The following is a 15,268-nucleotide window of genomic DNA, read 5'->3' on the forward strand; positions in this document are numbered from 1 at the left end:
CATCAACGGCGCGAAAACGCTCTGGCCTTGGGTGACCCCGCGTCACATGATAGCTTGACTTAAGGAAAACTTTATCAAACGGTAAAATATAACCAAAAACAACTGGGGGACGACACATGACACAACGCATCTTTACACGCCGCTTTCTGCTGGGCACGGCGGCCACGTTGGCCGGGGCCGCGCTGCTGCCGCAGGCCGCCTTTGCTGCTGATCCGATCAAGGTTGCGGGTGTCTATACCGTGCCGGTGGAACAGCAATGGGTCAGCCGCATCCACAAGGCCGCCGAAGCGGCGCAGACGCGCGGTGATATTGAATACAGCTTTACCGAAAATGTCTCGAACACCGATTACGCCCGCGTCTTGCGCGAATATGCCGAAGCCGGGAACACGCTGATCGTGGGCGAGGTATTTGGTGCCGAAGCCGAGGCGCGTGAAGTGGCGGCGGATTACCCTCAGGTCGCGTTCCTCATGGGCTCCAGCTTTAAACAGGACGACGCGCTGGCGAATTTTGCAGTCTTTGACAACTATATCCAAGACGCCGCCTATCTGTCGGGCATTATCGCGGGTGCGATGACCGAAAGTGGCAACATCGGCATGGTTGGTGGTTTCCCGATCCCCGAGGTCAACCGCCTGATGCATGCCTTCATGGCCGGGGCGCAGGAAATGAACCCTGACATCAAGTTCCAGGTCAGCTTTATCGGCTCTTGGTTTGATCCGCCCAAGGCCAAGGAAACCGCATTTGCCATGGTCGAGCAGGGGGCAGACGTGCTTTATGCCGAACGCTTTGGCGTGTCGGATGCGGCGCAGGAAAAGGGCGTTCTGGCCATCGGCAACGTGATCAACACACAGGCCGAATACCCAGAAACCGTCGTCGCCTCGGCGCTGTGGCATTTTGAACCGACGCTCGACGCCGCCATTGCCGCCGTCAAAGCGGGCGCGTTCAAGGCCGACGATTATGGCCGCTATTCCTTCATGTCCGAGGGCGGCTCCACGCTCGCTCCGCTTGGCACGTTTGAGGGCAAAGTCCCGCAAGAGGCGCTTGATATGGTCAAGGAACGTGAACAGGCGATCAAGGACGGCTCCTTCACCGTCGACATCAACGACGAAGAACCGAAGTCCTCCTAAATGACCGATCCCAAGACCGAGGCGCAGGTTGTCCTGCGCCTCGACAACATTACCAAGCGATTTGGCAATCTTACCGCCAATGACGCGATCAGCTTTGATCTGCGGCAGGGCGAAGTGATCGCACTGCTGGGCGAAAACGGCGCTGGTAAAACCACGCTGATGAATATTCTGTTTGGCCATTACACGCCGGACGAAGGCCATGTTGAGGTCTTTGGCACGCGCCTGCCTGCGGGCAATCCGCGTGCAGCACTGGCGGCGGGCGTGGGCATGGTGCACCAGCACTTCACGCTGGCCGACAACATGACCGTGTTGGACAATATCGTGCTGGGCACCCGGCCGCTCTGGCATCCGGGCTTTGGCCGCGTGGCGGTGCGCCAGCGTATCGAGACGCTGATGGACGACTACGGGCTGCGGGTGGACCCTGATGCGCAGGTGGGCAGCCTGAGCGTGGGCGAACGCCAGCGGGTCGAGATACTCAAGGCGCTCTACCGCGATGCGCGTATCTTGATCTTGGACGAACCCACGGCGGTGCTGACGCCGCAGGAAACCGATGATCTGTTCGCCACCATGCGCAAGGCCGTGGCGCTTGGCCTCTCGGTCATCTTTATCTCGCACAAGCTGCATGAGGTCATGGCAATCTCTTCGCGCGTCGTCGTGCTGCGCCACGGCAAACTGGTGGCCGAAGCCAAAACCGCCGAGACCGACCGCGCCGCCATGGCGCAGATGATGGTGGGCGCCGAAGTGGCCGCACCGGTCGTACGCCGGGCCGATCCCGGTGCCGCTCTTGTCACGCTCGAAGGCGTCAGCACACCCGACATCGGTTCTGCGCCGGGTCTGAAGAACGTCGATCTAAACCTCCGCGCAGGCCAGATCACCGGGCTGGCGGGGGTTTCCGGCAACGGGCAAACCGCGCTGGCCGATCTGATCGGCGGGCTGCTCCGCCCCGCGGCAGGCACGTTTCAGGTGAAAGGTGACGCGCCCCGCGGCTGGTCGCCCCATGCCGCGATCAGTGCCGGGATCGCCCGTATCCCCGAAGACCGCCACAAGACCGGCACCATCGCCGATTTCGACCTCACCGAAAACGCGGTGCTCGAACTCTATTCGCGCCCCGGTTTTTCCCGCTACGGCTGGATGAACTGGCGCGCCGCCCGCGATTTCGCAGCGAAGATCATCAAGGGCTACGACGTGCGTTGCCCTGGCCCCGAAACCCGCATCCGCCTGCTGTCGGGCGGGAACATGCAAAAGCTGATCTTGGGCCGCGTGCTGGAGACCACCCCCGCCGTGGTGCTGGCCAATCAGCCGGTTCGCGGGCTGGACATCGGGGCGCTCACCTACGTCCACGAACAACTGCTCGCCGCCCGTGACCGGGGCGCTGCGGTGCTGCTGATTTCAGAAGACCTCGACGAGGTTACGGCACTGTCCGACGTGATCCATGTGATATCCGAAGGCCGCCTGTCGCCCGGATTTGCACGTGGCGCGCTGACCCCTGCCGAACTGGGTGTCTGGATGGCGGGCGACGGTTTTGACAAAGGAACACCTCATGCGGCTTGAACCTGTTGCCAACCCGACATGGGCGCGGTCGCTCGGGCTGCCTGCGCTGGCGCTGGTGGTGACGGTTGTCGTCGCCTCGCTGCTGGCGATGGTGGCGGGGGCGCAGCCGTTTTCGGTGCTGGGGCTGATCATCAAGGGTGCGTTTGGGTCCAAATTCGCCACGCTGGAAACGCTGAACCGCGCGACGCCGCTGATTTTTACCGGGCTGGCCGTTGCCGTGGCGTTCCGCGCCAAGCTGTGGAATATCGGGGCCGAGGCGCAGCTATATATGGGCGCGGTTGTCACCGTTGTCCTGGGCACCGGGGCGCTGGCCTGGCCCGCGTTTGCTTTGCTGCCTGTCATCGCCGTTTCGGCGATGCTGGCCGGGGCCGTGGTGCTGCTGGTGCCGACATTTCTGAAAACCCGCTTTGGCGTGGACGAGGTGGTGACGACGCTGCTGCTTAATTTTGTGGTGCTGCTTTGGGTGTCGATGCTGCTCGAAGGATCGTTGAAAGATCCGATGGGCCTTGGTTGGCCTAAATCCGCCCGACTGATCGAAGAAGCCCGTTTGCCGCGCATGATGGAGGGGCTGCGGCTGCATTGGGGCTTTGGGCTTGCGCTGATTTCGGCCTTGGTGGTCTGGGTCATTCAGCGGCGCACGACGCTGGGGTACGAGATGCGCGCGGTGGGGCTGAACCCGCAGGCGGCGCGGTTTGCGGGTATCCCGGTCAACGCGGTGTTGATCAAGACCGCGCTGCTGTCCGGTGGTCTGGCTGCACTCGCAGGGTTTTCCGAGGTGGCGGGCCTTAAGGGCAACCTGACCTTGGATATTTCGCCCGGCTTTGGATACACGGGCATCATCGTGGCGATGCTGGCACTGCTGAACCCGCTGGGGGTGGTGGTGGCGGCGCTGTTCGTCGCTGGCATTTTTGTCGGCGCGGATAGCATGAGCCGCGCCGCAGGCGTGCCGACCTATCTGGCGGATATCATGCTGGCACTGGCACTGCTGCTGATGGTGCTGGCGATTATGCTGACGAAATTCCGGGTGAGGCGCGATTGATGGACCTGTTCGATATCCTCATCTCTGCCAGTTTTTGGACCGCCGCAATCCGCATCGCGTCACCGCTGATCTTTGCCGCTTTGGGCGAATTGATCTGCGAACGCGCAGGTGTGCTGAACCTTGGCATCGAGGGGATCATGGTCGTGGGCGCCTTTGCCGGCTGGCTGACGGTTTATCTGGGCGGGGGGCTGTGGTTTGGCGTGGCCGTCGCCATGCTGTCGGGTATGGCGTTCGGGCTGGTGCACGGCGTGCTGACGGTGCCCTTTGGGCTAAGCCAGCATGTGGTGGGCCTGGGCATCACGCTGCTGGCGACCTCGCTGACCTATTACTGCTACCGGCTGGCCCTGCCAGAGGTCACCAGCCCGCCGAAAATCACGGCGTTTCAACCGTTTGAGATACCTTTGCTGTCGGATATCCCGGTGATCGGCCCTGCGTTGTTTAACCAGACCCCGCTGACCTATCTGGCCTTGGTGCTCGTGTTGGTGGTGTCTGTGATCTTGTATCGTACTCCCCTAGGGCTGGCCCTGCGCGCGGCGGGCGAAAACCCCGCAGCGGTCGAGGCGCAGGGGTTGAGCGTGACGGGTATCCGCATCGGGGCCGTCATGTTCGGCAGTGGATTGATGGCTGTCGGCGGCGCATTTCTGACGATGAGCGCGTTCAACTCCTTTTTCTTCGAGATGGTGAATGGGCGCGGCTGGATTTGTATCGCTCTGGTGGTGTTCGGCTCTTGGAAGCCTGGCAAGACATTGTTGGGCGCGGTGCTGTTTGCTGCTTTCGATGCGCTGCAAATCCGCTTACAGCAGACACCGCTGGGGGCGGATATCCCCTATCAGATATTCCTGATGGCGCCTTATATCCTGTCGATTCTGGCACTGGTGATCATGTCACGCCGGGCGCAGGTGCCTGCGGCGCTGATGGTGCCGTTCAACAAAGGAGAACGCTGATGTTCGATCTTATCGTAAAGGGCGGCACGCTGCCTGATGGCCGCACCACCGACATCGGCATTACAGGGCGCAGGATCACCGCCGTCGAAGACCTCTCTGCCGCCGAGGCGGGCGAAGTCATAGACGCCACCGGCGATCTGGTTAGCCCGCCCTTTGTCGATCCGCATTTTCACATGGACGCCACCCTCAGCTACGGCACCCCGCGCATCAATGCCTCGGGCACGCTGCTCGAAGGTATCGGCCTGTGGAGTGAGTTGAAGGACGTGATGGCCGCTGATGAGGTCAAGGCGCGGGCGCTGGAATATTGCGACTGGGCGGCATCGCTGGGGCTGCTGTCCATCCGCAGCCATGTCGATACCTGCGACGACCGCCTGCTGGGTGTCGAGGCGCTGCTGGATGTGCGCGAGACGGTCAAAGATTACATCGACCTGCAACTGGTCGCTTTCCCCCAAGATGGGCTGTTCCGCGATCCGACAGCGTATGACAACACGATCCGGGCGCTGGATATGGGTGTGGATGTCGTGGGTGGCATTCCGCATTTTGAACGCACGATGGCCGATGGGGCGCGGTCGGTCACCGCGCTGTGCGAACTCGCCGCTGAACGGGGGCTGATGGTCGATCTGCACTGCGACGAAACCGACGATCCCCATTCGCGGCACATCGAAACACTGGCGTTTGAGACGCAACGCCTCGGACTACAGGGCAGGGTGGCTGGCTCGCATCTGACCTCGATGCATTCGATGGACAACTACTATGTCTCTAAACTGCTGCCCCTGATGGCCGAGGCACAGGTGGCCGCCATTCCGAACCCGCTGATCAATATCACCCTGCAAGGTCGCCACGATACCTATCCCAAGCGGCGCGGGCTGACGCGGGTCAAGGAGATGCAGGCGATGGGCATTGACGTCGGTTGGGGGCAGGACTGCGTAATGGACCCGTGGTATTCGATGGGCACAGGCGACATGCTGGACGTGGCCTTTATGGGGCTGCACGTGGCGCAAATGACCTCGCCCGAGGAAATGCGACGCTGTTTTGATATGGTCACGAATGTGAACGCGCGGATCTTGGGCTTGGTGGACTACGGCCTGCATGTCGGCGCGCAGGCATCGCTGCTGGTGCTGGACGCGGGCAATGCGATCGAGGCGCTGCGCCTGCGGCCGGATCGGCTGTGCGTGATCGCCAAGGGCCGGGTGATCTCGCGGCAGGCACGCAATGATGCGCGGCTGGATCTGCCGGGGCGGCCTGGATCGGTACGGCGGCGGCACAGCGCACATTCTTAGGATACACTTCGCCAGCTAAGTCGCACGGTATGCACATTCGAAGAATGTGCAGCACCCGGAGCCAGGCCGCCGGCAGGCGATGGCCGTCCCCATCATATCGCGATTGAACTCCCTCCGTCGCTCTGATATGTTAGCGCTAACAAGATTGGCACTTGCCCGGACGCGGGCCACCGGAGGACAAAACCATGACCACGAAAATCGCAATCAACGGCTTTGGCCGCATTGGCCGCTGCGTGCTCCGCGCGCTTGTCGAAAACGGTTTTGATAGCATCGAAGTGGTTGCAATCAATGACCTCGCGCCGCCCGAAACCCTGCTGCACCTGCTGAAATACGACAGCGTGCATGGCCGCCTGAAAACCAAGGCCGAACTTAAGGGCAGCGAACTGCATCTGGCTGGGCAGGTGATTCGCATGACCGCCGAACGCGACCCGGCAAAGCTGCCTTGGGGTGACGTAGATGTGGTTTATGAATGTACAGGCTTCTTCACCTCACACGATGACGCGTCCAAACACCTCAAGAACGGTGCCAAACGCGTGCTGATCTCGGCCCCGGGCAAGGGCGTCGACCGCACCGTGGTCTACGGCGTCAACCATGCTGATCTGACGGTCGACGACGTCATCGTCTCCAACGCCTCCTGTACCACAAATTGTCTCGCCCCTGTGGCCAAGGTACTGGACGATACGTTCGGGATCGAGACGGGCTACATGACCACGATCCACGCCTTTACGGGCGACCAGCCAACCCACGACAGCCCGCACCGCGATCTGTACCGGGGCCGGGCGGCGTCGGTTTCGATGGTGCCGACCTCCACGGGCGCTGCGGCGGCGATTTCTCAGGTTATCCCGCACCTTAAGGGCCGCCTCGAAGGTTCTGCCGTTCGTGTGCCCACGGTCAATGTATCGCTGATTGATCTGGCTTTCATACCGTCCAAACCTGCCACGGTCGCGGCTGTGAATGCCGCGATCAAGGCTGCGTCAGACGGCCCAATGGCAGGCGTGCTGGGCTATGAGGAAGCCCCGCTGGTCTCGGTCGACTTTAATCATGATCCGCATTCATCGACCTTCGCCCCCGCACAAACCAGCGTGACAGACGGGGGCATGGTCCGTGTGATAAGCTGGTATGACAATGAATGGGGTTTTTCCAATCGGATGAACGACACCGCACGCGTGATCGGTGGCCTGCTGAACGCCTGACGCGGCCCCGACATGTGACCAAGTTGATCGGAGACACCATGCTGAATGACATCGTTGCCAAGGTCACCGACCGCATCATCACGCGCAGCGCTGCCAGCCGTGATCCCTATCTCGCCCGTATGCGCCGCGCCGCCGAAGACGGTCCGGCGCGCGCGCATCTGTCCTGTTCCGGTCAGGCCCATGCCTATGCCGCCGCCGGGCCGGATCAGGCAGCACTTGCGACCAGATCGGCGGGTAATCTGGGCATTATCACGACCTACAACGACATGCTGTCCGCCCACCAACCGTTCGAGCGGTTTCCCGAACTGATCCGCGACGCGGCCCGCGCCGTGGGCGGCACCGCGCAGGTGGCAGGCGGCGTGCCCGCGATGTGCGACGGCGTGACCCAGGGCACGCCTGGCATGGAATTGTCGCTGTTTTCCCGCGACGTGATCGCGCTGGCAGCGGGGGTCGGGCTTAGCCACAATACCTTCGACGCTGCCGTTTTCCTTGGCGTCTGTGACAAGATCGTGCCCGGGCTGGTGATCGCGGCGCAGACCTTTGGCCACCTGCCTGCGGTCTTTCTGCCCGCCGGGCCGATGACGTCCGGCATCTCCAACGATGAAAAGGCGATTGTACGCCAGAAATTCGCCTCTGGCGACGTGGACCGCGCGGAACTGATGGCGTCCGAGATGGCGGCCTACCACGGGCCGGGGACCTGCACCTTTTACGGCACCGCCAATACCAACCAAATGCTGATGGAATTCATGGGCCTGCACCTGCCGGGCGCGTCTTTTGTGAATCCCAACACACCACTGCGCGATGCGCTGACGGTTACAGGGGCGCAGCGCGCGTTGGCGATCAGCCATCTGGGCAACGAATACACCCCGGTCTGCGATGTGCTGGACGCGCGCGCCTTTGTGAACGGCATCGTCGGTCTGCACGCCACGGGTGGCTCTACCAATCTGCTGATTCATCTGGTGGCAATGGCACGCGCCGGGGGGATCGTGCTGGACTGGCACGATTTTTCCGATCTGGCCGAGGTGACCCCCCTGCTGGCGCGGGTCTATCCCAATGGCCTCGCAGACGTGAACCACTTTCACGCGGCCGGGGGGCTCGGTTACATGATCGCCCAATTGCTCGACGCGGGGCTGCTGCACGAAGACGTCAAGACCGCCGCCGGGCCGGGGCTTGCACGCTATACCCAAGACCCCAAACTCACCGGCGAAAGCGTGGCATGGGTCGCGGGGCCGAAACACACCCTGAACGACAAGATTTTGCGCCCGGTCTGCGATCCCTTCCAACCAACAGGCGGGCTGAAACGGCTTGATGGCGCGCTCGGCGCGGCAGTGACCAAGATTTCCGCCGTGAAACCGGAACATCACATCGTCGAAGCACCCGTGCGCGTGTTCCACGATCAGGACAGTGTGAAAGCGGCCTATCAGGCGGGCGCGTTTACCGATGACGTCATTGTGGTGGTTCGGTTTCAAGGGCCCAAGGCCAATGGGATGCCGGAACTGCACAGTCTTACACCTGTGCTCGCCAATTTACAGGCGCGGGGGCTCAAGGTGGCGCTGGTCACCGATGGGCGCATGTCGGGGGCGTCGGGCAAGGTGCTGTCGGCGATCCATGTCTGCCCCGAAGCGGTGGATGGCGGGGCGATTGCCAAACTCAAAGACGGCGATGTACTGCGCGTTGATGCCCATGACGGGCGGCTCGACATCATCACCCGCGGCGTGCTTGACCGCCCCGCCGTCACCATCGACCTCAGCATCAATGACCACGGTCAGGGTCGTGACCTCTTTACCAACTTTCGCAAATTGGTAGGGTCCGCCGACACCGGCGCAAGCTGTCTGTGACCCCGCAAAAAGGATGCCCGCCATGCTGCCTAAAGACGCAAGCGCCGCCGCGCGCGATATCTGCGCCCGTGCGCCTGTTATCCCGGTTCTGGTGGTGCATGACATCGCCCACGCCCGCCCACTGGCCGAGGCGCTGGTCGCCGGGGGGCTGCCTGCGCTTGAGGTAACTTTGCGCACCAGCGTGGCGCTGGACGTGATCGCGGAGATGGCCAAGGTCGAGGGCGGGATCGTTGGGGCAGGGACCTTGCTCACCCCCGAAGACGTGCGCCGCGCCAAGTCCGCAGGTGCGTTGTTTGGCGTCTCGCCCGGCGCCACCGACAGGCTGCTGCAAGCTGCGGAAGATGCTGATCTGCCGTTGCTGCCCGGCGCTGCCACCGCTTCCGAGGCGATGCGCCTGCTGGAACGCGGCTATAACATGCTCAAATTCTTCCCCGCCGAAGCCTCCGGCGGCGCGCCTGCGCTGAAGTCACTTGCATCGCCGCTGCCGCAGATCACCTTTTGCCCCACCGGCGGGGTGAGCATGGCCAATGTCGACAGCTATCTATCATTGCCCAATGTCATCTGCGCGGGCGGGTCGTGGGTGGCGCCGGACGCGCTGGTGCAGGCGGGGGACTGGGCTGCCATCACCGAGCTGGCCCGCGCCGCCAGTCAGTTGACGCGCTAGACCTATGCGCACGCCGCGCCCCCTCTCTTTTTGGTTGAATATTCCTGGGGGTTTGGGGGCAAAGCCCCCAATAAATCGGCTTGGTTTGGGGGCAAAGCCCCAAATAACTTAACCTGATTTGGGGGGCGTAGCCCCCCAATGCGCCGAACGTACTCGCTACAGCGATGCGGCCGCCCGGCTTGCCTGATCATACTGCCCCGACATCGCGCGCAACTGCGCCGCGATCCGGCGTAGTTCCTCGCCGCTGATGTCAGTACGAGGCAATCCGTCCAGAAAACATGCCTGCCGGATGGCGCGATAGGCGTCGCACAGCGCGGCACCTGCTTCTGAGGTACGGTAAAACACTTCTTTGCCCCGCTTTTCCGCACTCAGCAATTCCGCCTTTACCAGCTTGCGCAGCGCATAGTTGACCGTATGCGTGTCCTCGATGTTCAGCAGAAAACAGATGTCCGTCAGCCGCTTTTCCCGACCCCGGTGATTGGTGTTATGCAGCACCAAAATTTCCAACGGGGTCAGATCGCCATTGCCGGCCGCTGCCATGCAGCGCGACATCCAGCGGGTAAAGGCGTTGTAGGCGATGATCATCCCGTATTCGAGTTCTGACGCTTCCCAGCCTTCGCCCTCGGCCAGATGGCGGGAGGACACGATGCGGCGGGCGTCGCTGGGGGGGGCAGGCTGTGACATGGGGCACCTTTGGTGGGAATGATATCAATACGTTATCAATTTGCCTGTGTTTTACAAGCGAACCGCGGGTCGCCGCAATTTCATGCATGTTGCAGACCTGCACTAGTCAATTGGCGCAAATCCGCCTATTGTTGTCTGGCCGGGGGGGCGCAATTCAGGTGCTTTGCCATGTTTCGACTGATCTCCGCTGCGCTTCTCGCGCCGCTTGTTGCATTGTCACCCGCACATGCCGGTGATCGCCAGCGGCTGGGCTATGGCCACCTGATAACAAACGACTTTTTGGGCGACGGTCAGGACCGGTGGCGCAGTGGCTCTGTTTCGTCGTCACGCATCTGGGGTCCGACTTGGAACGGCACTACCCCCGCAGGCTTTGGTGAACTGGTTGAACTGCGGCTGGGCATGGCGGTGCTGGCCCCGGATAACCTGCGCATGCCAGCGGCGGGTGACCGACCTTATGCCGGCACGCTGTCTGCCGGACTGCACACGCATTTCTCGCGGCAGGGTTATGATATCTCTCTGGGCGGAGATCTCGTCTTTACCGGCCCCAGCACCGGGCTGGGCAGTCTGCAACGGGCATTTCATGATCTGCTGGACACCACCGGCCCGTCTTCGACAATGCTCGACAACCAGATCGGCAATGGCGTGCACCCCACCTTTGTGGGTGAGGTCGGGCGCAGCTTTGATCTGGGCCATAACATGCGCTTGCGCCCTTTTGTCGAGGCACGTGCCGGGGCCGAAACCCTGTTGCGTGTTGGCGCGGACCTGACCATTGGCACCATTGGGCAGGGCGAATTGCTGATCCGTGACATCACCACCGGTCAGCGCTACCGCAGCATCCAGAATCCTGATCTCGGTGGGTATAGCTTTGTGCTGGGCGCGGACATTGCCCATGTCGCAGACAGCATCTACCTGCCCGAGAATCGCGGCTTTGTGCTGACCGATCGGCGCGACCGTCTGCGCGCCGGGGTGCATTGGCAGGGCGAAGGGGCATCGGTCTTTTACGGGGTGACATGGCTGGGCCGCGAATTCGAGGCGCAGACCGAAGGCCAGCTTGTCGGCTCGCTGCGGGTCAACCTGCGCTTTTAAGCGGCGGGCGTTCAAGCACACGCCTGGGTTACATGAAGGTCAATTTACAACAGGCTGGAATCGCGTCCAAATACCCCCTTTCGTGAAGACGTCCTTTTTGCTAGGCTCCGGGTAATAAAAAACGTGAGGCAGGCAGAGCAGACTATGAAAACGGGCTTTAAGGGCACGTTTGTCATAAGCTGGTCGCAAACAGAGATCGACGGCCTAGATGCCGCGCCGGTGCAGTCGCTCAACGTAGGGGCAGCATGGGCATGGCGGGGCGACGCCATCCGTGTGGATGGACCGAGCGATGTATTGCGGCTGGATCAGGCAGACGGCGCGGAAGAACTTCGCAAACGTGCGGCACGCATGGTGCACCGCCTTGTCGGCGCGGCGCTGGATCATGATGTGATTGTGCCCGCGAAATTGGCGCGTGAGATTGCCGATACCCCCTTGATGGATAACAGTTTTGTCGTCACCGACGGCGGGCGGTCCTATACCGTGACCCTGATCGAAGTGGGGCGCGGCAGCCAGCCGTTGTTGATGTTCCTCGATGAAATGCCACCGCGCAATTCTGATCTTTGGGTGGTGCATCACACGCTTGGCACCGCGCCAAGTGATCATGCAGGCCCCGGCACCGGCGGCGTTATCTGCTTTACGCCCGGCACCCGCATCCGCACCCCACATGGGGTGGCGCTGATCGAGGATCTGCGCGAAGGCGATCTGATCCAGACCAAGGACAACGGCGCGCAACCCCTACAGTGGGTCGGCAGCCGCCGCATGACCGGCGCGCGTTTCTTTGCCATGCCGCGCCTGCGCCCAGTGCGGTTTCGCGCCGGCGCGTTGGGCAATGATCTGCCCGATGGCGATCTGTTGGTGTCTCCCGAACACCGGATCCTGATCAAAGGCCCCAAGGCCCAGAGCCTGTTCAACACCAACGAGGTGCTTGTTGCGGCCAAGGATCTGATCAACGGCGATAGTATCTCTGTCGACCTCAAGCTGCGCGAGGTGACCTATATTCACGTGCTGCTTGAACGGCATCAGGTGATGTGGGCCAACGGTGTCGAAACCGAAAGCTTCCATCCCGCATCCGCCGCGTTCAACACGCTGGGTGAAAGCGACCGCGGGCGTCTGTTGGCCGAATACCCCGAGTTGGAGTTTGATCCACATACCTATGGCAGCTACGCCCGGCGCAACCTGTCGGCATCTGAAGCGGCAATATTGAACCACGCCGCCTGAGCTTAGCTCTCTTTGTCGCCGACCAGTGCCTTGATGATCGCGCGGGCGCTGTCGGATGACCAATCTGCATCCCCCTGTAGCCGTGCAATCTCGCGCCCGGTGGGATCAATCAATACCGAAATAGGCAGGCCAAAGACGCCCATCTGGCTGGCAAGCATCTGTTTGGGGTCTTGGTGGCGCGGCAGGCTATCGATGCCCGCCTCGGCAAAGAACCGTTTGATCCCCTCGGGCGTGTTGCGCCCGGTGGCGATGGTCAGCACCTGAAACTTGTCCCCGCCAAATTCCTTTTGCAGCGCATTCAGCTGTGGCATTTCCTTGCGGCAGGGGGCGCACCATGTGGCCCAGAAATTCACCAGCACATACTTGCCCTGATAGTCCTCAAGGCTGATCTTTTCGCCATCGTCTTCGCGTTCAAATGTGGCGTCTGATGTGGCCTCGGGCGTGTCATGGATCACCAGTTTGCGCATATCTCCCTCGCGCAGGCCGGCAATGTCTGCGCCCGCCGCTAGAGCGGGGTTTGCACCTGCGACAAGCAGCGTATAAACGAGGCCGAGCACCAGATTTTTCATTCGTCCCTCCAAGGGTTTTTGCACATGACTGACACGACCTCGAACAAGATGTGGGGTGGCCGTTTTGCCGCCGGACCGGACGCGATCATGGAGGCAATCAATGCCTCGATCGGGTTCGACAAACGGATGGCCGCACAAGATATCGCCGGGTCGCGCGCCCATGCCGCCATGCTGGCGGCAACGGGTATCCTGACTGATAACGATGCGGAGGCCATTCGGGAAGGGCTGCTCACGATCTTGTCAGAGATCGAAGGGGGTACGTTCGAATTTTCTGCCGCGCTCGAAGACATCCACATGAACGTCGAGGCACGGCTGAAAGACCTGATCGGCGAACCAGCAGGACGCCTGCATACAGGCCGGTCGCGCAACGATCAGGTGGCGACCGATTTCAAACTTTGGGTGCGCGACCAACTGGATGCGACTGACGCCGGTCTGGTGGCATTGATCACTGCCCTGCTGGGTCAGGCCGAGGCGGGGGCCGATTGGGTGATGCCCGGATTTACCCATTTGCAGGTCGCCCAACCCGTGACATGGGGCCATCACATGATGGCCTATGTCGAGATGTTTGGCCGCGATCTGTCGCGCATCCGCGACGCGCGCAAGCGCATGAACGAAAGCCCGTTGGGTGCTGCGGCGCTGGCGGGCACGTCTTTCCCGATCGACCGCGACATGACGGCGCAGGCGCTGGGGTTTGACGCGCCGTCGGCCAATTCGCTGGATGCAGTGAGCGACCGCGATTTTGCGCTGGAGTTTCTGGGTGCCGCCAGCATCTGTGCCATGCACCTCAGCCGCTTTGCCGAAGAACTGGTGATCTGGTCCTCGGCGCAGTTCCGGTTTGTGGCGCTGTCGGATCGTTTTTCGACCGGGTCGAGCATCATGCCGCAAAAGAAGAACCCCGATGCGGCCGAACTGATCCGCGCCAAGGTGGGGCGGATTTTTGGTGCGAACACGGCGCTGATGATGGTGATGAAGGGACTGCCGCTGGCCTATTCCAAGGACATGCAGGAAGACAAGGAACAGGTGTTTGACGCCGCCGATAACCTGATGCTGGCGCTTGCTGCGATGACGGGAATGGTCGGCGACATGACGGCGCAAAAGGACAATCTGGCAGCGGCGGCGGGGTCGGGTTTTTCGACCGCGACCGATCTGGCTGATTGGCTGGTGCGGGTGCTGGGCCTGCCATTCCGCGATGCGCACCACATCACCGGCACGCTGGTGGCCAAGGCCGAGGCGCAGGGCTGTGACCTGCCGGACCTGACGCTGGCACAGATGCAATCGGTGCACGGCGCGATCACTAATGATGTCTTTGACGTCCTGGGCGTGCAAAATTCGGTCAATTCGCGTATATCCTACGGCGGCACGGCACCGGCGCAGGTGCGTGCGCAGATCAAACGGTGGAAGGATATTCTATCATGAAGTCTATTGCGGTCGTGATGGCCCTGCTGGCGCTGGCAGCCTGCGGCGCCGATGGCGAACCGGTGCAGCCCACTGGCACGGCGCAGGTGACCATGTCGTCGTCTGGGGTGCAACTGGGCACCACTATTGGGGCGCGGCGCGGGCCCTTTGCGCTGACACTGGGGCTGGGTCTGTGAGGCGGCTGACCCTGCTGGCGGTGTTAGGCGCTTTGGCAGCCTGTACGCCGCCGGGGGGCGATACCATTCCCGCCGGCCGCTCTGACAGCCGCCAACAGCCCAGTGTGACCGAACCGGGCATGCATGTGTCGGGCCACGTCAATGTTGGCGTGAAAAAGCGGTTCTGAGATGTCACCACTGCGTATGATCTATCTGGCGCTCGCGATCTGGGGCGCGCTGCATCCGATGTATTATTTTGTGACGTGGTTTCAGGCCAACGGCTGGGACATATGGGCGATGGTCGCGGCTTGGCACGCGAATGCCGCCGCCAGCGGGCTGGTCTGGGATCTGACGATCGCCGCGGTTGCGCTGACGGTCTGGATCTTGGCCGAGGTCGCCGTGCGGCGCAATTGGGTCGCCTTGATTGCCATTCCCGCTACGTTCTGTATTGGGGTCAGCTGTGGCCTGCCGCTTTATCTGTATTTGCGGACAGCGCCCATCAGATAG

General features: G+C 61.9%; 16 protein-coding genes. 14 read left to right on the forward strand and 2 right to left on the reverse strand.

What is annotated here, in order from left to right; translation table 11 throughout:
* Positions 1-116: 116 nt before the first annotated feature.
* From AC1965_RS03840 to eda, 8 genes are all read left to right on the forward strand, one after another.
* Entirely contained in the window at positions 117-1,124 is a 1,008-nt protein-coding gene (locus AC1965_RS03840; RefSeq protein WP_483885972.1) for a BMP family protein, read from the forward strand.
* Positions 1,125-2,675 carry an ABC transporter ATP-binding protein gene (locus AC1965_RS03845; protein WP_483885973.1) on the forward strand — a complete coding sequence of 517 codons (1,551 nt, stop codon included), beginning with the start codon at positions 1,125-1,127 and terminating at the stop codon, positions 2,673-2,675.
* Positions 2,665-3,714 carry an ABC transporter permease gene (locus tag AC1965_RS03850; RefSeq protein ID WP_483885974.1) on the forward strand — a complete coding sequence of 350 codons (1,050 nt, stop codon included), beginning with the start codon at positions 2,665-2,667 and terminating at the stop codon, positions 3,712-3,714. Before AC1965_RS03845 ends, AC1965_RS03850 begins: the two co-directional genes overlap by 11 nt.
* Positions 3,714-4,658 (forward strand): ABC transporter permease, encoded by a 945-nt coding sequence (locus AC1965_RS03855; protein WP_483885975.1) that lies wholly within the window; start codon positions 3,714-3,716, stop codon positions 4,656-4,658. Before AC1965_RS03850 ends, AC1965_RS03855 begins: the two co-directional genes overlap by 1 nt.
* Entirely contained in the window at positions 4,658-5,938 is a 1,281-nt protein-coding gene (locus tag AC1965_RS03860) for an amidohydrolase family protein (RefSeq protein ID WP_483885976.1), read from the forward strand. Before AC1965_RS03855 ends, AC1965_RS03860 begins: the two co-directional genes overlap by 1 nt.
* A 185-nt stretch (positions 5,939-6,123) precedes the next feature.
* Entirely contained in the window at positions 6,124-7,131 is a 1,008-nt protein-coding gene (gap, locus tag AC1965_RS03865; RefSeq protein ID WP_483885977.1) for a type I glyceraldehyde-3-phosphate dehydrogenase, read from the forward strand.
* A gap of 38 nt (positions 7,132-7,169) precedes the next feature.
* Entirely contained in the window at positions 7,170-8,969 is a 1,800-nt protein-coding gene (edd, locus tag AC1965_RS03870) for a phosphogluconate dehydratase (protein ID WP_483886977.1), read from the forward strand.
* A gap of 22 nt (positions 8,970-8,991) precedes the next feature.
* The gene (eda, locus tag AC1965_RS03875; RefSeq protein WP_483885978.1) at positions 8,992-9,633 is read left to right on the forward strand and encodes a bifunctional 4-hydroxy-2-oxoglutarate aldolase/2-dehydro-3-deoxy-phosphogluconate aldolase; all 642 of its coding nucleotides are present in this window, start codon (positions 8,992-8,994) and stop codon (positions 9,631-9,633) included.
* 156 nt (positions 9,634-9,789) lie between these two features.
* On the opposite strand, the gene AC1965_RS03880 is transcribed toward eda, so the two are convergent.
* Positions 9,790-10,317 (reverse strand): winged helix DNA-binding protein, encoded by a 528-nt coding sequence (locus AC1965_RS03880; RefSeq protein ID WP_483885979.1) that lies wholly within the window; start codon positions 10,315-10,317, stop codon positions 9,790-9,792.
* A 168-nt stretch (positions 10,318-10,485) separates the two neighbouring features.
* Between AC1965_RS03880 and AC1965_RS03885 the strand changes: the two genes are divergently transcribed.
* Complete coding sequence (locus tag AC1965_RS03885) at positions 10,486-11,403, forward strand: lipid A-modifier LpxR family protein (RefSeq protein ID WP_483885980.1); 918 nt, start codon at positions 10,486-10,488, stop codon at positions 11,401-11,403.
* Positions 11,404-11,547: 144 nt separating this feature from the next.
* Positions 11,548-12,621: a Hint domain-containing protein gene (locus AC1965_RS03890; RefSeq protein ID WP_483885981.1), complete on the forward strand. Its 1,074-nt coding sequence runs from the start codon at positions 11,548-11,550 to the stop codon at positions 12,619-12,621.
* 2 nt (positions 12,622-12,623) lie between these two features.
* Here AC1965_RS03890 and AC1965_RS03895 read toward each other — a convergent pair whose 3' ends face one another.
* Complete coding sequence (locus tag AC1965_RS03895; RefSeq protein ID WP_483885982.1) at positions 12,624-13,190, reverse strand: TlpA disulfide reductase family protein; 567 nt, start codon at positions 13,188-13,190, stop codon at positions 12,624-12,626.
* Between the two features lie 24 nt (positions 13,191-13,214).
* Between AC1965_RS03895 and argH the strand changes: the two genes are divergently transcribed.
* From argH to AC1965_RS03915, 4 genes are read left to right on the forward strand one after another with little or no spacing between them, the layout of a single operon-like run.
* On the forward strand, positions 13,215-14,606 hold the full coding sequence (argH, locus tag AC1965_RS03900) for an argininosuccinate lyase (protein WP_483885983.1): 1,392 nt from the start codon (positions 13,215-13,217) through the stop codon (positions 14,604-14,606).
* Complete coding sequence (locus AC1965_RS03905) at positions 14,603-14,782, forward strand: hypothetical protein (RefSeq protein ID WP_483885984.1); 180 nt, start codon at positions 14,603-14,605, stop codon at positions 14,780-14,782. Before argH ends, AC1965_RS03905 begins: the two co-directional genes overlap by 4 nt.
* A complete protein-coding gene (locus AC1965_RS03910; protein WP_483885985.1) occupies positions 14,779-14,949 on the forward strand; it encodes a hypothetical protein in 171 nt (56 codons plus the stop codon). The genes AC1965_RS03905 and AC1965_RS03910 overlap by 4 nt, the downstream gene beginning before the upstream one ends.
* Position 14,950: 1 nt before the next feature.
* Entirely contained in the window at positions 14,951-15,268 is a 318-nt protein-coding gene (locus AC1965_RS03915) for a DUF2834 domain-containing protein (RefSeq protein ID WP_483885986.1), read from the forward strand.

This window comes from Sulfitobacter sp. KMM 9851, assembly GCF_057178245.1.

Bases quoted from the DNA above. Each gene is read 5' to 3' on its own strand.
- AC1965_RS03840 (WP_483885972.1), top strand. From the start codon at position 117: ATGACACAACGCATCTTTACACGCCGCTTTCTGCTGGGCACGGCGGCC.
- AC1965_RS03845 (WP_483885973.1), top strand. From the start codon at position 1,125: ATGACCGATCCCAAGACCGAGGCGCAGGTTGTCCTGCGCCTCGACAAC.
- AC1965_RS03850 (WP_483885974.1), top strand. From the start codon at position 2,665: ATGCGGCTTGAACCTGTTGCCAACCCGACATGGGCGCGGTCGCTCGGG.
- AC1965_RS03855 (WP_483885975.1), top strand. From the start codon at position 3,714: ATGGACCTGTTCGATATCCTCATCTCTGCCAGTTTTTGGACCGCCGCA.
- AC1965_RS03860 (WP_483885976.1), top strand. From the start codon at position 4,658: ATGTTCGATCTTATCGTAAAGGGCGGCACGCTGCCTGATGGCCGCACC.
- gap (WP_483885977.1), top strand. From the start codon at position 6,124: ATGACCACGAAAATCGCAATCAACGGCTTTGGCCGCATTGGCCGCTGC.
- edd (WP_483886977.1), top strand. From the start codon at position 7,170: ATGCTGAATGACATCGTTGCCAAGGTCACCGACCGCATCATCACGCGC.
- eda (WP_483885978.1), top strand. From the start codon at position 8,992: ATGCTGCCTAAAGACGCAAGCGCCGCCGCGCGCGATATCTGCGCCCGT.
- AC1965_RS03880 (WP_483885979.1), bottom strand. From the start codon at position 10,317: ATGTCACAGCCTGCCCCCCCCAGCGACGCCCGCCGCATCGTGTCCTCC.
- AC1965_RS03885 (WP_483885980.1), top strand. From the start codon at position 10,486: ATGTTTCGACTGATCTCCGCTGCGCTTCTCGCGCCGCTTGTTGCATTG.
- AC1965_RS03890 (WP_483885981.1), top strand. From the start codon at position 11,548: ATGAAAACGGGCTTTAAGGGCACGTTTGTCATAAGCTGGTCGCAAACA.
- AC1965_RS03895 (WP_483885982.1), bottom strand. From the start codon at position 13,190: ATGAAAAATCTGGTGCTCGGCCTCGTTTATACGCTGCTTGTCGCAGGT.
- argH (WP_483885983.1), top strand. From the start codon at position 13,215: ATGACTGACACGACCTCGAACAAGATGTGGGGTGGCCGTTTTGCCGCC.
- AC1965_RS03905 (WP_483885984.1), top strand. From the start codon at position 14,603: ATGAAGTCTATTGCGGTCGTGATGGCCCTGCTGGCGCTGGCAGCCTGC.
- AC1965_RS03915 (WP_483885986.1), top strand. From the start codon at position 14,951: ATGTCACCACTGCGTATGATCTATCTGGCGCTCGCGATCTGGGGCGCG.